The organism is Xanthomonas sp. 60, assembly GCF_011761925.1.
In genome coordinates this window covers 506665-523221 of the sequence record NZ_JAASQW010000001.1, presented here as the reverse complement: position 1 = coordinate 523221, position 16557 = coordinate 506665, and the positions used below count along the sequence as shown (strand labels likewise).

18 protein-coding genes, 1 tRNA gene and 1 other RNA gene are annotated in these 16557 nt (G+C 68.4%); 10 read left to right on the top strand and 10 right to left on the bottom strand.

What is annotated here, in order from left to right; translation table 11 throughout:
- Window positions 1–71 precede the first annotated feature (71 nt).
- Window positions 72–644 carry a Maf family nucleotide pyrophosphatase gene (locus FHY09_RS02495; protein ID WP_166923791.1) on the top strand — a complete coding sequence of 191 codons (573 nt, stop codon included), beginning with the start codon at window positions 72–74 and terminating at the stop codon, window positions 642–644.
- A 70-nt stretch (window positions 645–714) separates the two neighbouring features.
- Here the strand turns inward: FHY09_RS02495 and FHY09_RS02490 are convergent, their stop codons facing one another.
- Window positions 715–2556, bottom strand: a complete 1842-nt coding sequence (locus FHY09_RS02490; protein WP_166923789.1) for a glycosyltransferase family 39 protein — start codon at window positions 2554–2556, stop codon at window positions 715–717.
- 58 nt (window positions 2557–2614) lie between these two features.
- Here FHY09_RS02490 and FHY09_RS02485 point away from each other — a divergent pair, with 58 nt between their 5' ends.
- The 4 genes from FHY09_RS02485 to FHY09_RS02470 are packed head-to-tail and all read left to right on the top strand — an operon-like array spanning window position 2615 to window position 6958.
- The gene (locus tag FHY09_RS02485) at window positions 2615–3550 is read left to right on the top strand and encodes an AAA family ATPase (RefSeq protein ID WP_456362680.1); all 936 of its coding nucleotides are present in this window, start codon (window positions 2615–2617) and stop codon (window positions 3548–3550) included.
- Window positions 3551–3553: 3 nt separating this feature from the next.
- The gene (locus FHY09_RS02480; protein ID WP_166923785.1) at window positions 3554–4504 is read left to right on the top strand and encodes a DUF58 domain-containing protein; all 951 of its coding nucleotides are present in this window, start codon (window positions 3554–3556) and stop codon (window positions 4502–4504) included.
- Complete coding sequence (locus FHY09_RS02475) at window positions 4497–6440, top strand: DUF3488 and transglutaminase-like domain-containing protein (protein WP_166923783.1); 1944 nt, start codon at window positions 4497–4499, stop codon at window positions 6438–6440. Before FHY09_RS02480 ends, FHY09_RS02475 begins: the two co-directional genes overlap by 8 nt.
- Complete coding sequence (locus FHY09_RS02470) at window positions 6437–6958, top strand: Slp family lipoprotein (RefSeq protein WP_166923781.1); 522 nt, start codon at window positions 6437–6439, stop codon at window positions 6956–6958. The genes FHY09_RS02475 and FHY09_RS02470 overlap by 4 nt, the downstream gene beginning before the upstream one ends.
- A 60-nt stretch (window positions 6959–7018) precedes the next feature.
- Here the strand turns inward: FHY09_RS02470 and FHY09_RS02465 are convergent, their stop codons facing one another.
- The 4 genes from FHY09_RS02465 to dnaX all read right to left on the bottom strand — a co-directional run bounded on the left by FHY09_RS02465 (window position 7019) and on the right by dnaX (window position 10556).
- On the bottom strand, window positions 7019–7375 hold the full coding sequence (locus tag FHY09_RS02465; protein ID WP_166923779.1) for a histidine triad nucleotide-binding protein: 357 nt from the start codon (window positions 7373–7375) through the stop codon (window positions 7019–7021).
- 55 nt (window positions 7376–7430) lie between these two features.
- A complete protein-coding gene (gene recR / locus FHY09_RS02460; RefSeq protein WP_166923777.1) occupies window positions 7431–8030 on the bottom strand; it encodes a recombination mediator RecR in 600 nt (199 codons plus the stop codon).
- A gap of 110 nt (window positions 8031–8140) precedes the next feature.
- Window positions 8141–8461, bottom strand: a complete 321-nt coding sequence (locus tag FHY09_RS02455; protein ID WP_166923775.1) for a YbaB/EbfC family nucleoid-associated protein — start codon at window positions 8459–8461, stop codon at window positions 8141–8143.
- A 7-nt stretch (window positions 8462–8468) separates the two neighbouring features.
- Entirely contained in the window at window positions 8469–10556 is a 2088-nt protein-coding gene (dnaX, locus tag FHY09_RS02450) for a DNA polymerase III subunit gamma/tau (protein ID WP_166923773.1), read from the bottom strand.
- Between the two features lie 139 nt (window positions 10557–10695).
- On the opposite strand from dnaX, the gene FHY09_RS02445 reads away from it, so the two are divergent.
- Window positions 10696–10788 (top strand) — tRNA-Ser (locus FHY09_RS02445).
- A gap of 111 nt (window positions 10789–10899) precedes the next feature.
- Here FHY09_RS02445 and FHY09_RS02440 read toward each other — a convergent pair.
- Both FHY09_RS02440 and FHY09_RS02435 read right to left on the bottom strand, forming a co-directional pair.
- Window positions 10900–11211 carry a hypothetical protein gene (locus FHY09_RS02440; protein ID WP_166922926.1) on the bottom strand — a complete coding sequence of 104 codons (312 nt, stop codon included), beginning with the start codon at window positions 11209–11211 and terminating at the stop codon, window positions 10900–10902.
- 70 nt (window positions 11212–11281) lie between these two features.
- Window positions 11282–11599 (bottom strand): DMT family transporter, encoded by a 318-nt coding sequence (locus FHY09_RS02435; RefSeq protein WP_166923771.1) that lies wholly within the window; start codon window positions 11597–11599, stop codon window positions 11282–11284.
- Window positions 11600–11767: 168 nt separating this feature from the next.
- On the opposite strand from FHY09_RS02435, the gene FHY09_RS02430 reads away from it, so the two are divergent.
- The 3 genes from FHY09_RS02430 to ffs all read left to right on the top strand — a co-directional run bounded on the left by FHY09_RS02430 (window position 11768) and on the right by ffs (window position 13256).
- Window positions 11768–12364, top strand: coding sequence for an NAD(P)H-dependent oxidoreductase (locus FHY09_RS02430; RefSeq protein WP_166923769.1), 597 nt, complete (start codon window positions 11768–11770; stop codon window positions 12362–12364).
- 43 nt (window positions 12365–12407) lie between these two features.
- A complete protein-coding gene (locus FHY09_RS02425; protein ID WP_166924359.1) occupies window positions 12408–12971 on the top strand; it encodes a TetR/AcrR family transcriptional regulator in 564 nt (187 codons plus the stop codon).
- Between the two features lie 188 nt (window positions 12972–13159).
- An RNA gene (ffs, locus tag FHY09_RS02420) (signal recognition particle sRNA small type) lies at window positions 13160–13256 on the top strand.
- Between the two features lie 61 nt (window positions 13257–13317).
- Here the strand turns inward: ffs and FHY09_RS02415 are convergent.
- Entirely contained in the window at window positions 13318–14070 is a 753-nt protein-coding gene (locus tag FHY09_RS02415; protein WP_166923767.1) for an MBL fold metallo-hydrolase, read from the bottom strand.
- Window positions 14070–14819 (bottom strand): 3-deoxy-D-manno-octulosonic acid kinase, encoded by a 750-nt coding sequence (locus tag FHY09_RS02410; protein WP_166923765.1) that lies wholly within the window; start codon window positions 14817–14819, stop codon window positions 14070–14072. Before FHY09_RS02410 ends, FHY09_RS02415 begins: the two co-directional genes overlap by 1 nt.
- A gap of 20 nt (window positions 14820–14839) precedes the next feature.
- On the opposite strand from FHY09_RS02410, the gene FHY09_RS02405 reads away from it, so the two are divergent.
- On the top strand, window positions 14840–15883 hold the full coding sequence (locus tag FHY09_RS02405) for a glycosyltransferase family 9 protein (protein WP_166923763.1): 1044 nt from the start codon (window positions 14840–14842) through the stop codon (window positions 15881–15883).
- Window positions 15884–15898: 15 nt separating this feature from the next.
- On the opposite strand, the gene FHY09_RS02400 is transcribed toward FHY09_RS02405, so the two are convergent.
- Window positions 15899–16300, bottom strand: a complete 402-nt coding sequence (locus FHY09_RS02400; protein ID WP_166923761.1) for a DUF6165 family protein — start codon at window positions 16298–16300, stop codon at window positions 15899–15901.
- Window positions 16301–16557: the final 257 nt, after the last annotated feature.

The window sequence follows — 16557 nt, the reverse complement described above, 5'->3', positions numbered from 1 at the left end:
GGCGCCTGCCGGGCTTGCCGGGCGCCCCCTGCCAAAGCCAGACTGCCTGCCCGAACGCCACGGATGATGCCATGTTCCCCCTGTTGCTGGCCTCCACCTCGCCTTACCGCCGCGCCCTGCTGGAGCGGCTGGCCCTGCCCTTCCACGCCGAGCGCCCGCAGGTGGACGAGACACCGCGCCCCGACGAGGCCCCGCGGGCACTGGCCCAACGCCTGGCGCTGGCCAAGGCCCAGGCCGTGGCGGCGAGCCATCCGGGCCATTGGGTGATCGGGTCCGACCAGGTCGCCGACCTCCAGGGTCGCCCGTTGGGAAAGCCAGGCGACGTCGAGGGTGCCCACGCGCAGCTGGCCGCGATGTCCGGTCAACCGGTGCAGTTCCATACCGCACTGTGCCTGACCGACGGCGAGCGTGTGCTGCAGGCCTGCGACCTGACCACAGTGCGTTTCCGGCCGCTGCAGCGCGCGGAGATCGTCCGTTACATCGACGCCGAACAGCCCCTGGACTGCGCCGGCAGCTTCAAATGCGAAGGCCTGGGGATCAGCCTGTTCGAGTCGATCGAAAACCGCGACCCCACTGCCCTCGTCGGACTGCCCCTGATCGCCCTCTGCGCCCTGCTTCGCGAAGCGGGCTTCGCCGTCCCGTGAACGGCTGAAGAAGAATTGGCGGGAACGGTCGCGTGCTGCGCCGTCCCCTTTGCTCCAGCGTTCGTGTCCTTCAACGCTCGCGGACGACGAACGGTTGTTCCTGCCAGGTTTCAACACTGCCGTCGTGGCCGTACAGGCGCAGGCCCAGCCAGTGCCTGCCCGGCTCCAGCGCGGTGGTGTCGATATGCGCATCGAAGCCTACGCGGGGGTGTTGTGGATCGGTGGACTGCGGCCAGGTCGGCCGGATGTCGAAGGCACGCCCGTAGACCGCGTCGCCGACCGGGCGGCCATCGAGCAGCACTTCCACCCGCGACAGGCCCACGCCGTCCTTGAACGCCCAGCCTTGCACGTCCACCCGTCCCTGCACCTTCTGATGCGCCACGGGGGCATCCACGTAGGCCATCGCCGGTGTCACGCACGGTCCGGCAGCACGCTCTGCCGGCAGCCGGAACAGCAGGAAACGCTGGTAACCGTGGTCGCCGCTGATCACCCGCGGCGGCGGCAACGGGCCCACCTGTGCGCAGACGGCGTGATAGCGGTCCAGCAGTTCGCGGTAACGCTGGTCGCTCGGGGAAAGCACCAGCAGCATCGGCGTGCTGCGCTGGCCCTGGTGCAGCAGCTGCCACAGCCCCAGCTGCACACTGCGGCCATGCTTGTCGTTGAGCGGATGCGGCAGCACCTGGATGTCGGGGTCGCCAAGCTGGAAGCCGAGCTCGGCGCCCACCTTGAAGTTGCCCGCCAGCACCTTCGTGCCTTCCGGCATCTGCTGCAGTTCCTCGCGTACGCCGTCCGCCAACGGCTTCCAGCCGGCGAAATTGCGCGGATAGTACTTGTAGCCCGCAAGCTGTTCGCGCAGCGCCGGCGAGGACGCCATCAGGTAATAACTGAAACCAAGGGCCAGGCCGATCCCGGCCATCCACCATGTGGCCCGGCGCAGCCAGCGCGGCCATCCATTGAGGATCACCGGCACCGCCACCAGCAGGGCCAGGTAGCCCGGCAGGGGCCAGTGGAAACTGATGCGTTCGACGTCGGTGAAGAAGCCCAGCGCGAAGATGCCCAGCGTCGACACCCCACCGATCAACCCGAAGTAACGCCACTGCGCACGCGCGCCACCTCCGGCACGGGTGCCCGCCAGCGCCACTTTCCACATGGCCAGGCACAGCAGCGGGGTCACCATCATCGGCTGGATGACCAGGAACCACAGGCCACGCCATTCGAAATCCCACGGATGGCGCTCGACGACCTGGAATTTCAGGCCGGCATCATGGTTGTCCGAATTCCATGCCAGCAACGGCACCCAGGCCAGCACGCCGACCGCTAGTGCCACCCACACGCGGGGGTCCTTGAGCATGCGCCGTCCCTGCGGCAGTGCCAGCAGGGCGATGAAGCCGACGCCGATCACGCCGATGAAACGGTAATGGCTCAGCGCACCGATCAGCAGTCCCAGCGAGAGTTTCAGCGCCGCACTGGCATCCACGTCGCGCAGCAGCCGCGCGCCGGCGTCCAGGCACAGCACCGCCGCCATGGCCATGGGCACGTCCGGCACCGCCAGCATGCCCAGAGTGGCCGACAGCGGCATCAGCAGGGTCAGGCTGCCGGCCTGCCAGCCGGCCACGTTGCCGAACCAGCGCGTGGCGATGCGCGTCACCGCCCACGGCAGCCATGCGCCGATCGCCAGGAACGGCAACCGCAGCGCCAGCACGTGCTCGCCGCCCAGCTCCACGCCCAGCCGCGCCAGCCACGCCGTGAGCCCTGGCAGGTCCGAATAGGCAGCCGCCAGGTGCTGGCCCTCCTGCCAGTAGAAGGCCTCGTCGACGAACAACGGCAGGCGCGCAGCCACCACCAGCTTCAGCGCGGTGACGGCCGTCCATAACCACAGAAATATCGTGCGTGCGCGTTGTTCGCCCTGCATTGCTCTATAGAATCGAAAGGAGACCGAGACAGAGACGACGATGGAATCTTCGCCCCGCATGACCGGAATCCTAACCGATGAACTGCGTGAAGCCCTGCGTGCGGCCCAGGAACAGGTCAACGCGCTGGTGCTGGGAAAGCCCCATGAAGTCCGCCAGGCCTTCGTCGCCGTGCTTTCCGGTGGACACCTGCTGATCGAGGATCTGCCCGGCCTGGGCAAGACCACGCTGGCCCATGCGCTGGCCTCCAGCCTGGGACTGGGCTTCCAGCGCGTGCAGTTCACCTCCGACCTGCTGCCTGCCGATGTGCTCGGCGTGTCCATCCTGGATCCGGGCAGCCGCCAGTTCGCTTTCCATCCGGGTCCGGTGTTCACCCACGTGCTGCTGGCCGATGAGATCAACCGCGCGCCGCCGCGGACGCAGAGCGCACTGCTGGAAGCGATGGCCGAGCAGCAGGTCACCCTTGATGGCCAGACCCACGCGCTGCCGGACCCGTTCCTGGTGATCGCCACCCAGAACCCGGTCGACCTGTCGGGCACCTTCCCCCTGCCCGACTCGCAGCTCGACCGCTTCCTGCTGCGGCTGGCGATGGGGTACCCCAGCGCGCAGGCCGAACGCGAACTGCTGCGGGGCGCCGACCGCCGCGACCTGATCGCGCAGGCGCGCCCGCAACTGGACCCGGCGCAGGTCCGCCAGCTGCGTGACGCCGTGCAGCAGGTGCACGCCAGTGACGCCCTCGTGGACTACGTGCAGGCGCTGGTGGCCCGCAGCCGGCAGCATGCTGGCGTGCGCGTGGGACTTTCGCCGCGCGCCGGTCTCGCGCTGCTGCGTGCGGCCAGGGCGCATGCGCTGCTGCTCGGTCGCGGCCACGTCGTGCCCGAAGACGTGCAGACGCTGTTCATCGGTGTGGCCGGGCATCGGCTGGTCGGTGAGGCCGAGTCGACGTCGGGGCCGGCGCTGGCCCGCGCGATCCTGCAGACCGTACCGGTGGACTGACGCATGGCGTTGCAGGGGGGAGCCCAACGCCTGCTGGCGATGGCGCAGCCGCGCCATCCCGCACCGCTGCCGCAGCGGCTGGACCGTCGGCGCATCTATGTGCTGCCCACGCCCTTCGGCCTGTTCGTCGGTGCGCTGCTGGCGGCCATGCTGCTTGGCGCGCTGAACTACAACAACAATCCGGCCCTGCTGCTGGCGCTGCTGCTGGCCGGGGCAGCGATCGCCAGCACGCTGAGCGCGCACCTGGCGCTGGCCGGGCTGACGCTGGAGTCGCTTTCCGCCGAGCCCGTGCCGGCCGGCCAGCCACTGCGCCTGCGGATGACGCTGTCCCAGCGCGAACATCGCGACCGCCCCGGCCTGCGCGTGGATCACCAGGCGTCGCGGGGCTGGATCCATGTGCCCGCCGAGGGCCGGGTGGAAGCACAGCTGAACCTGCCTACCGAACACCGCGGGTGGCTGGACCTGGAGCGCATCCGCGTCTCCACCACCCAGCCACTCGGCCTGGTGCGCGCCTGGGGCTGGTTCTGGCCGGAGCACCCCCTGCTGGTATACCCGCATCCGGAAGTGCAAGGGCCCGGACTGCCCGAGCGCGGCAGCGACCCCCTGCACAGCCGCCTGGATCCGGCCGGCGAAGAACTGCACCAGCTGCGCGCCTACCGCAGTGGTGATGCCCGCCGCAGCATTGCGTGGAAGCATTCGGCGCGCCGCGACACCCTGCTCGTGCGAGAGTACGAAAAACCGGTCGGCATGGAGGTGGTCCTCGAGTGGTTCGATCTGCCGGCACTGCAGACCGAACGCCGCATCGCGCGTCTGGCGCGCTGGGTTGACCTGGCCGAGCAGCAGGGCCGTCGCTATACGCTGCGACTGCCCGGCCAGCCCCCGCTGGGGCCCGGCCTGGGCGCGGCCCACCACCACGCCTGCCTGCGGGCCCTGGCGCTGCTTCCGCATGGCTGAGCCGCCCATCCTGCTCGACCCCCATGCACGGCGCTGGACACTGGCCAGTGCCGCGCTGGCGCTGCTGCCCTTGCTGCTGCAGCTGCCGACCCAGCTGGCCACGGTCATCGCCGCCAGCGCCCTGCTGACCGCGGCGGTCTCGCGCCGCGGCCTGCTGCCGGTGCCGGTGCGGCTGTTGCTGGTACTTGCCATGCTGGCGCTGATCTACCTGCAGCTGGGCGCGCGCCCGGGCCGCGACACCGGCTGCGCCCTGCTCGCCGCGATGCTCGCCATCAAGACCAGCGAGCTGCGCAGCCTGCGCGATGCCCGCAGCCTGCTGGGCTTTTCGCTGTTCGCCCCGTTCGCCGCGTTCCTGCTCGACCAGGGTCCACTCACCACGGCGCTGGGCGCACTCGCCGCCGTGTGTGCCCTGCTGGCCCTGCAGCGGCTCGCCCAGGCCGAAAGCCAGGCCAGCAGGCCGCCCCTGCGCCAGCAGATACAGGGCGTGGGCCGGCTGTTGCTGCTGGGGCTGCCGCTGGCCCTGGCCACCTTCTGGCTGTTCCCGCGCCTGGCCGAACCGCTGTGGGGCCTGCCCGAGCGCGCGGTGGGCACGCCCGGGTTGTCCGATACGCTCGAACCCGGCCAATGGCTGGACCTGATGGCCGACGACGCACCGGCCTTCCGTGTGCAGTTCCAGGGACCTGTGCCGACGGCGGCGGAGCGCTACTGGCGCGGCCCGGTGATGAGCCGCTTCGACGGGCGGCGCTGGGAGATCGACCGCAGCGCGGAACGTGCGGCGCTGCCGGCCATCCGGCCGCGCCCGGTGCAGTGGCGCTACACCCTGGACTACGAGCCGACCGAGCGTCGCCAGCTGGTCGCGCTCGACCTGCCCAGCACGGCCCCGGCGGGAACCCGCCTGACCGCCGATCACAGCCTGCTCAGCGATCTGCCATTGGCGTCGCTGACGCGCTGGACACTGCAGTCTTCGCCGCCGTTGGCGTATGCCGCCGACCTCGGCGAGTATCAACGCCGGCAGGCCCTGCAGCTGCCCGAAGGTTTCAATCCGCGCACGCAGGCGCTGGCACGGCGATGGCGCGCGGAGGTGGGCAACGACGATGCCGCCCTGATCGAACGCACGCTGGCATGGATCCGTGCCGAGTTCACCTACTCCATCGATGCCCCGCTACCCGGGCGCGATACCGCCGACGATTTCCTGTTCGAGCAGAAGATCGGCTTCTGCGAGCATTACAGTTCGGCGTTCGTGATCCTGATGCGCAATGCCGGCATCCCGGCGCGCGTGGTGACCGGGTTCGCCGGCGGCATCCGCAACCCCATCGGCGACTATTGGGTGCTACGGCGCATGGATGCCCATGCCTGGGCCGAAGTGTGGCTGCCGCAGCGCGGCTGGGTGCGCGTGGACCCCACGGCCGCCGTGGCGCCCGAGCGCATTCTGGATACGCTGGAAGATCAACTGGGAGCCGAAGGTGGCGCAGCGGCGGGCGGCTGGACCCAGACCGGCCAGGCGCTGGACTGGCTGCGGCGTGGCTGGAATGATCTGGTGCTTTCCTACGATGCCAAGCGCCAGCGCGCGTTGTTGCGGCCATTCGGCGTGGATGCACTGGACAGCGGACAGCTGGCGGCGGTCCTGGTGGTGCTGGTTGGCGCGGCGCTGGGCGTGATGGCCTGGCTGCTGGCACGCGGCGAACGCGAGCGCGATCCCCTGCTGCGTGCGTGGCACCACCTGGGGCGCCGTTATGCGCGGCTGGGCCTGGGGCGTGAACCGTCCGAGCCGGCGCAGGCCTGGGCCGAACGCGTGCATGCGAAGCGGGCCGATCCGCAGCTGCTCGCGCTCAGCGCACGTTTCGTCGCCGCGAGGTACGCTGGCGCACGTGACGACCCCGCTTCATTACGGGGCGACCTGCGCAGGCATCGCCCGACTTCCGGAGCCCCATCATGAACATGAAACTTCTGCTTCCCCTGGCCGCGTCGCTGGCGCTGGCGGCCTGCGCCACGGCCCCCAAACCGCTGCAGGGCGAGTTCAGCACGGTCACCCCGCGTGATTCGGTCGCCAGCCAGCAGGTTGGCGCCCCGGTGCGCTGGGGAGGTCGCATCATTGAAACGATGCCCGGCCAGGGCCAGACCTGCTTCCAGCTGATCTCCCGTCCGCTCAACGCCAGTGGTCGCCCCACCACGGCCTCCACCGATGCCAGCGATGGCCGCTTCGTAGCCTGCCGCGCCGGCTTCTACGACCCGGCCGTGTTCGAGGAGGGCCGCGATGTGACCTTCATCGGCCGCGTGGACGGCTTCGAGAACGTCAAGATCGGTGACTATGATTACCGCCTGCCCAAGCTGGCGGCGGATGTCATCTACCTGTGGCCGGAACAGCGGCAGGTGGACGTGGTGCCGTACCCGTACGGTCCGTGGGGCCCGGGCCCTTGGGGTCCGTGGGGCTATGGCCGCTGGGGCTGGTGGTAAGCCTTCTGCGATGACACACAACGCCGCCTCCGGGCGGCGTTTTTTCTGCGCGGCGCGGACTCAGTGGGCGGCGCCGAAATGTCCCAGCGGTGCGCCGGCCAGCAGGTGCATGTGGATATGGAACACCGTCTGCCCGGCATGCTCACGGCAGTTCATCACGATCCGGTAGCCGTCCTCGGCCAGTCCTTGCCCGCGCGCATAGGTGGCGGCGGCGAGGGCCAGCTTGCCGATCAGATGCGCCTGCTGCGGCTGCAGATCGTCCAGCGTGGGGATGACCTCGTTCTTCGGGATGAACAGCACGTGCACCGGCGCCTGCGGGGCGATGTCCTTGAAGCCGAGCACCTCGTCATCTTCGTAGACGATGGTCGCGGGAATCTCGCGGCGGATGATCTTGCTGAAAAGGGTCTCGGTGCTCATGGGTCCTCTCGCTCGGGGCAGGCACTGGCCCGTGGCCGGCCTGACAGGTGATGGATCAATCCTTTACTTCGTTGCGCGTCCCGAAGGCATGGGACAAGGTGCCGCGGTCGACGAACTCCAGCTCGCCGCCCAGCGGCAGGCCCTGCGCCAGGCGGCTCGGCCGCACGCTCCGGGCACGCGCCAGCTGCGCCAGATAATGCGCGGTGGCTTCGCCTTCGACGGTGGCGCTGGTAGCGATGATCACTTCCTCCACCTCGCCGTCGGCCAGGCGCCTGTCCAGCGTTTCAAGGCCCAGTTCGCGCGGACCGATGCCATCCAGTGGCGACAGCCGGCCCTGCAGCACGAAGTACACACCGCGGAAGCCGGTCGCGTTCTCGATCGCCAGGCGGTCCGCCGGGGATTCCACCACGCACAGCTGGCTGCGCTCGCGGCTGCTGTTGAGGCAGGTCGGGCAGACCTCGGTTTCGCTGAAATCGCGGCACTGCGCGCAATGCCCGATGCGCTGCACCGCCTGCGACAGCAGGTCGGCCAGCTTCTGTCCGCCTTCGCGCTCGCGCTCGAGCACGTGATAGGCCATGCGCTGGGCGGTCTTCTGTCCCACGCCCGGCAGCACCCGCAACGCATCGATCAATTGTTCAAGCAGGGGGGCGGCCATGGTTCGCGCTTCGGGTTGTACCGGGGCCAGGCCCGGGGAGAACGGAAGGCGCGGGGACACGTCTCCCGCGCCTGGCGTGCGGCGGAGCGCGGCGGCTCCGCGGCACGGGATCAGAACGGCAGCTTCATGCCCGGCGGCAGCTGCATGCCGGCGGTCGCCGCGCCCATGCGCGACTTGGACTCGCCGTCGATCTTGTTGGCCGCATCGTTGAACGCGGCGGCGATGAGGTCTTCCAGCATTTCCTGGTCGCCCATCACCGAGGGGTCCAGGCGCACCTTGCGGCACTCCTTGGCACCGGTGAGGGTGACGCTCACCATGCCGCCGCCGGCGGTGCCGGTGGCTTCGAGCTTGGCGATTTCTTCCTGGGCCTTCTGCAGGTTTTCCTGCATCTTCTGGGCCTGCTGCATCATCTGGGCGATATTGCCGCGCATAGTGTGCTTACTCTTCGAATGGACGGATGGAATCAGTGACCAGGCGCGCGCCGTGCTGCTGGATCAGCAGCTGCACTTCCGGGTCGGCCATGAACGCGGCTTCCGCCGCCTGCTGGCGCTCGCCACGCTGACGATCGGCGCGCTGGTGCAGGGTCTCGGCCGAGGCCTCCGCGGTTTCCACCACGATCTTCGGCGTCTGGCCCAGGGCCCTGCCCAGCACGTCCGCCAGCGCAGACAGCGCGCGTTCGGAACTCAGGTACTCAAATCCGGGCGACAGCGCCAGTTTCAAGACCCCACCGCGGCAACTGATGAACGAGGCGTTGGCAGCCAGCTGGCGCGAGGGGCCGGACAGGCCGCTGCGTGCCACCAGCTCCAGCCAGTCGTCCACGGTGGCCAGCTCGGTGGCATCGGCCAGGCCTGAGGCCACCGCGGCGTCGCGCGGTGCGATGGCGATGCCCTCGGTGGCGAACGCTGGCGCGCGTTTCGGCGCCGGCTCCGCAGCGGCGTGCGCTGCCGGTGCAGGGGCGGCGTGCCATGGCGCCACCATCGCGGCATCCGGACCGGCCAGCTCGGCGGCGAGCGCATCGTCACGTTCGCGCGCGTCATTGTCGGCCGCGTCGGTGGCCCACGGCGGCAGGTCCTGGTCCGCCGCGTCCCTGGCCGTGGTCAGCGCGCCAGCCTGCACCGGCGGCGGCGTAGGTTCGGGGTCTTCGACCGGTTCCTGCACGGGTTCCGGCGGCGGGTCGCGTACCGGCTCCGGTGCAGGCCCGGGGACCGGCGCCGGTTCGTTGTCGGGCGTTTCGACCGGTGCTTCGTCCGGTGCACGCACCGGCTCGGGCGGAGGCGGATTGATCGGTGCTGCGGTAACAGCCGCCGTGTCTGCCGGCGCAGTGCGCGCTGCTGCACGCGATGCACCTGCTGCAGCCACCCCGGCCGCGCCGGCGCCACTGCCCTGCGCACCCGCGCCGGGCAGCGCGCCCTGGCCACCTTCGACCGCACCCGGTACGGCGGGCACGCCGGCGGCCGGACGGAACGCGAGCATGCGCAGCACCGCCATTTCAAAGCCTGCGCGCGGGCTCGGCGCCAGCGGCAGGTCACGGCGTCCGTTGAGCGCCATCTGGTACCAGAGCTGCACGACTTCAGGGCGCAGGCGCGCGGCGAAGCCGACCACATCCATGCCCTCGGTCGTACCGGTGCCGGGCACCAGCTGCTGGATCTGGATGCGATGCAGGCCTTCGGCGACCGCCTCCAGCACGCCACTCCAGTCCGGCGAGAACTCGGCCAGCGCGGCCACCACCTGCAGCAACCGAGGACCGTCGCCTTCGGCCAGCGCATCGAGCATGGCGGCCACCTGGGTACGGTCGACCGTGCCGAGCATGGTGCGCACCACGTCCTCGCGCAGCGCACCGCCGGCATAGGCAATGGCCTGGTCGAGCAGCGACAGCCCGTCGCGCAGGCTGCCGTCGGCCGCCTTGGACAGCTGCACGATCGCGCTGTCGTCGGCTTCGATTTCCTCGGCCGCCAGGATGCGTGTCATCTGGCCCTGGATCTGGTCTTCGTCCAATCGCTTGAGATTGAACTGCAGGCAGCGGCTGAGCACGGTGACCGGCAGCTTCTGCGGATCCGTGGTGGCCAGCAGGAACTTCACATGCTCCGGCGGCTCTTCCAGCGTCTTGAGCAGCGCATTGAACGCCGCCTTGGAGAGCATGTGCACTTCGTCGATCAGGTAGACCTTGTACTTACCGCGCGAGGGCATGTACTGCGCGTTCTCGATCACTTCGCGCACATCATCGACGCCGGTGTTGGAGGCGGCGTCGATTTCCAGCAGGTCGATGTAGCGCCCGGAATCGATGTCCAGGCAGGCCGGGCACTGGCCGCACGGATCGGCGCTGGTGCCCTGCTCGCAGTTGAGTGACTTGGCGAAGATGCGCGCGATCGTGGTCTTGCCCACGCCGCGGGTACCGGTAAAGAGGAACGCGTGATGCACGCGGCCGCTGTCCAGGGCGTTGCTGAGCGCGCGGACCACGTGTTCCTGGCCTACCAGCTCGGCAAAACGCTTCGGACGCCACTTGCGGGCAAGGACGAGATAGGACATCAGGCCACCGTCTTCATCAGGACGTCCATTGTGCCATGCCTGTCCAGCCCCTCCCCCGTGACGAGAGTGCTTGTGTCGCGGCGCTGGGCCGGATAGACTCTGCGGCCCCTGCAACGACAGCGTCGTGGCGGGGAAATCCGGAGAGGTGTCCGAGTGGTTGAAGGAGCACGCCTGGAAAGTGTGTAAGCGTCTAAACCGCGCTTCGGGGGTTCGAATCCCCCTCTCTCCGCCAGACAAATGAAGAAGCCGCCCTGTGGGCGGCTTTTTTATTGGTCGGACGTAGGAGCGGCAAAGCCGGAACAGCCCGGATCTTCGATGCCCCCCACGGCACGCAGCCGCTCCGTCAATCCCCCGAGCCATACAGCAGCGCGATATCGCGGTGGTGCGACTCGCACGCGTCCCCCTCCTGCTTAACCACCGCGCGCTTGGAGTCCAGCACCACCCGGCACCCATTGGCAAACGCGTATTCCCGGTCACCATTGGACAGCGTGGCCTGTACCGGCACCTCGTCCATCGGGCGCTCAGGCGCAGTGCCCTGCGGCGGAACCGCCGCCGCCTCAGCCGGTTTCGCTTCAGGGCTGGTGACCGCTTCCGGCTGACCACCGCAGGCGCTCAACAGCAGCGCAGGCACCACGCCATACAGGACTCGCTTCATTGCATCACCGTTGTCTGGAAGATGATCAAGACTCTGCCGGGCAGCGTGATAAACCGGAGTCAACAGCGCGTCAGTGGCTGGCAACTTTCATCAGCACCAGACCGCACACGATCAGCATCGCCGCAGCGATGCGCATGGCACTGACCTGCTCGCCCAGGAACACGATCCCCACCACGAACGCACCGACGGCACCGATGCCGGTCCAGATCGTATAGGCGGTACCGAGGGGCAGCGTACGCATGGCCAGCGCCAGCAGCCAGAAGCTGGCGATCATGCCGGTCACGGTGATGATCGAAGGCATGAGCCGGGTAAAGCCGGCGGACTGCTTCATGGACACAGCCCAGACGATTTCCAGCAGGCCAGCAAACAACAGACAGATCCAGGCCATCAGGGCCCTCCTTTGACGGGGGCCGGGTCGTCCCGGGCGGGAGGTCCCGCAGCGCGGGGAAGGTCGTCCTTCTGGCTTGCAGTCTAACAACCCCAGAGCGCGCTCGTCGCTTGCGCAACCTACCTTACGTAGGTTACTAATAGTAACTTCACTTGACGGATGACTGCCATGCGCACCCTGATCGTTGTTTCCCACCCTGAACCAGCCTCCCTCACCCACGCCATCGCGGACCAGATCGCCGATGGCATCCTGCAGGCCAGTCCTGCGCATACTGTCGAAATGGCGGATCTGGCGGCCGAAGGCTTCGATCCACGCTTCAACACAGCGGATATCGCCCGGTTCGAAAACCGCGCTGCCGCGCCGACCGATGTACTCGCTGAACAGGCACGCCTGGATCGCGCCGACGCGCTGGTGATCGTATATCCCATCTACTGGTGGTCCTTCCCTGCCCTGCTCAAGGGCTGGATCGACCGCGTGTTCACACAGGGCTGGGCCTACGAGGACAACCCGGAGGGCAAAGTCATCAAGAAACTCCAGAACCTCCGGGTTCACCTGGTCGCCAACGGCGGCGCCGATCAGGCGATGATCGATCGCCACGGCTACGGCTTGGCGATGACCACGCAGATCGACCATGGCATCTTCGATTATTGTGGCGCACGCGTCCTCAGCTCCCGCCTGCTGCTCGCCTCAGACCCGGGATATCCCGCCGCCCACCTGGAGACTGCACGCCGCATCGGACACGACATCGCATTGAACGAGGATTGACCGCGTGCCCACCCCCACCGCCCCGTCCGATCCCCGCCGCCGCATGCCGCGCGAAGCACGCACGCGGCAGCTGCTCGATGTTGCGTGGCAGCTGATCGGCAGTGAAGGCACCGATCAGCTTACGCTGGCGCGGCTCGCTGAAGCCGCCGGTGTCACCAAGCCGGTCGCCTATGATCATTTCGGCACACGCAATGGACTGCTGGCGGCACTGTACGAGGACTACGATGTCCGGCAGACACGCCTGTTCGACGCCGCCGTGGACGCCGCGCGTGCCACCCTGCAGGAGAAGGCGCAGGTGGTGGCGTCCAGCTATGTGGAGTGTGTGCTGACGCAGGGACAGGAGATCTCCGCCGTGGTTGCCGCGCTGGGGGGGTCGGCGGAACTGCTGGAAGTGAAGCGTACGTATCAGCACGCGTTCATCCAGAAATGCCGTGACATTTTCGCACCGTTCGCAGGACCGCGTGGCCTTGCCACGGCCAGCCTGTGGGCAATGCTGGGCGCAGCCGATACGCTTTCCCAGGCGGCCCTCGACGGCGACATCGGCCGTGTCGAGGCCAGCGATGAACTGCTGCAGATCATCCTTGGCCTGGTCGCCCGCACCCACTGAATCGCACGTCATCCCGCACACACCCCATTACGGCGCGGCGCTATCGCTCCTTCCCTGCATGCGCTAGAATGCGCGCCTGCCGTCGCTCAGTCGATGCGCAGCCCGGCCAGGGTTTCCGGCGCATCGTGCGCTGCTTCCGTTGACCGTCGATGGGTCGCCTTGCAGCCACCCACGTCTCTATGGCGGCCCCGTCGGCCCCTCGCGACGCTAGATCGAAAATCCCGCCAGGGCCGGAAGGCAGCAACGGTATCGATCGACGCGGGCGCCGAGGTCAGCCGGCGGGGCCGCCACCCTTCTGATGATGCCTTCCAGCGGTCACATCGCCCGGCGCGCCGTCGCGCGCTCGTCAGCTGACCTGCGCGGCGGTGGGGCTGGCCAGCGCCACGCATTCGCCCGGCATCGCCACGCGGTGGCCGCGGGCGCGCAGCGCCTCGCCATCGGCCGCGCTGGCGTAGTGGTAAAGCATCATCCGCGCCTGGAGTTCCACGCTGTATTCGCGCTCCAGGTCGTCCACACCGGTATGCGACGGATTGCCGTGCAGTCCGCAGTCGTGAGCGATCAACTCGTTGTCACCGGCAAAGCGCGCCAGCATTTCAGGGATCGGGCGGGTATCGCCACTCCAGGTCAGCGCCCCCTGCAGCCGCAGGCCATAGGCGGTTTCCGGCCAGTGGTGGCGGACGGGAAACGCTTCAAGCCGCACACCCTCGTGCCAGAAGCCCTCTCCGACCACGATCAGCTGGAACGCATCCCAGAAGTTCGCACCGCCCTCGGCCAGCACGTTCGGGTAATCGCCCACGCGCCGGTGCAGCAGCGGCACCAGCGGCGCCGGCACGTACAGCCGCACCTTGCCCAGCGGCGAGGGGTTGAAGTACGCATCCACGAACAGCCGTTCAAAGCCCGCCACGTGGTCCAGGTGCACATGGGTGACGAACAGCGCGCGCGGGCGCTGGCCATACTGCGCAAGGAAGGCGGTGAGCCCCTCAGCGCCGCAGTCGATGGTCAGCCACGGCTGGCCTGCGCGCTCGATCACCGCCATCGGCGAACCGAGTTCCACCGCCGACGCATTGCCGACGCCCAGGAAGCGCAACGACCAGTCCATCACGTGCCGCGGTCCCACGCCATGTCGTAGGCACGCCGCAGCCGGGCGAAATCCTTCTCTACATCATCCACGCTGCGTTCGCCACGCAGCTTCAGCAGCGAGCGCAGCAGGCGCTTGAGATTGCGCTCGCGCCACGCAGTCGCAGGAATCCGCTGCACGCCCCGGTCGAAATCGATCAGCCAGCCACGGCCGTTGCCATCAAAGAGAATGTTGTGCGCGTTGAGATCGGCGTGGTCCAGTCCGGCGCGGTGGAAACGGGCGATCAGCCGGCCGGTTTCCTCCCACGGAGCGCCGCGCCCCGCCACCTGGGCGCGGTCGGCCAGCGAACGCACCTGCTCGATGCGCTCCATCAGGATCGCGCAGCGGTAGGTCAGCCCTTCACGCATGTAGAACGCGGCGATCGGACGCGGCACCGGCAGCTGCAGCGCGCGCAGCGTGCGCATGAGCCGGAACTCGGCAAAACTGCGGGTATGTTGTGAGCCACGCCAGATATACTGGTCATTCACCAGGCGGGCCACCAGGCCACCACGCCGGTAATGGCGCAGCACGCTGGCACCGAACGGCGCATCGACGAACCAGGCACTGCCGCGCCCGCCCTCGGCCACCGGGCGTGCCCGGTCCCCCCAGTGCTGGGCGGAGAACAGCGAGGCATCGGCTTGCCGCAGCCGTTCGCGGTCGAACAGAATGGCACCCATGCCACGTCCATCGCGGCAAGGCGTCAGCGCTTCATTGGCGTCGAATGCGACCATTCCTTCGAGTCTAACAACACATGGCACCAACGTCCTCTTCGCTGTGCTTCCTGCGCCTGTCAGCGCTGGGGGACGTCACCCATGTCATGCCGCTGCTGCGCACCGTGCAGGCCGCGCGCCCCGGTGCATCGATCCACTGGATCATCGACAAGGCGGGCCTGAAACTGCTCGATGGCCTGCCGGGCGTGACCTTCCATGCCTACGACAAGAAGACCGGCCTGGCAGGCATGAAGGCGCTGCGCGGCACGCTGCCGCCGGGGCGCTTCGAGGCGCTGCTGCAGATGCAGGTCGCCTTCAGGGCCAACGTGCTTTCGGCGTTCATCCCGGCCGAGCGGCGCATCGGGTATGACCGCAGCCGCTCGAAGGACCTGCATGGGTTGTTCATCAACGAGCGCATCCCGGACCGTCCCGGCATCCACGTGCTGGATGCCATCGGCAGTTTCTGCGAACCGCTGGGCATGCGGCAGACGCAGGTGCGCTGGGACCTGCCCGTGCCGGAGGATGCGCACGCGTGGGCGCGCGCGCAGTGGGAGGACGATGGCCGTCCCGTGCTCATGATCTCCCCCTGCTCCAGCCATGTGCGCCGCAACTGGTACGCCGACCGCTACGCCGCCGTGGCCAACCATGCCACCGCACGCGGCTGGCGGGTGGTGTTGTGCGGTGGCCGCAGCGACCTCGAACGCGGCATGGCCGACGCCATCCAGGCCCAGCTGGCGCAGCCCGCACTGGACCTGGTGGGCAAGGACACGCTCAAGCAGCTGCCGGCCCTGCTCGCGCGTGCGGCCCTGGTGATGACGCCGGATTCCGGGCCGATGCACATCGCCAATGCGATGGGCAGCAAGGTGCTGGGCCTGCATGCGGCCAGCAACCCGCACCGCAGCGGGCCGTACTCGGACCGGCGCTACTGCGTGGACCGCTACGACGACGCGGCGCGCCGCTTCCTCGGCAAGCCGGCAACCGAACTGAAATGGGGCGCGAAGGTGGAATTCGACGGCGTGATGCAGCTGATCACCGTGGACGATGGCATCGCTGCGTTCGAGCGCTACGTGGCCGACCACGGCTGAGCGCAGGCAATTGCCTCAGCCGCCGGTGTAATCCTTGTACGATTTTTCTTCCACATAGGCCGATCCAAGGGCGATGTTGATCGCCTTCTTGATCCGCGCCCGCTCGTCGTTGCGCAGATAGACCGTGCGCGCCAGATCGATGAAACCGGCATCGAACTCGCCTGCCTTGTCCTTCAGGCGGATGGCATCTTCGGTATCCCACAAGGTCTCGTTGACCGCCTTCAACTCGGCCCGCAGCGCCGCGATGTCACCGCCGGCGGCTGCGTGGCCCATCCACGTCTGCTCCAGTGCGGACAGCTCGGCACGCACGTTGGCCAGCTTGGCCGGATCGCTGATGCGCTCGGACTTGATCTGCAGGATGGAAATCTTGTCGAGCAGCTCGCCGTAGGCGACGGGAACGAGGATTTCAGCGGTCATGGGCGGACTCCGTGGAAGCAGGTAGCGATGATAGACCACCCTCTAACTTTCTTGCCCGCGCTGCCCTGTCAGTTATCCGGGTTCGAGGGCGAATCCGTTGAGGTCGGCCGGACGACCCGCGCATGCCCGGAGGTGCGCGGGCTGCCGACAGCGCGCCGGAGCCCCGGCACAAGGCACGCCATGCTGTGCACAGGCAGCCAGGTCACACGGGCTCTGGGTGTCCTGCACGCAAACGCGTAGACAATGCTGCGAGAAAA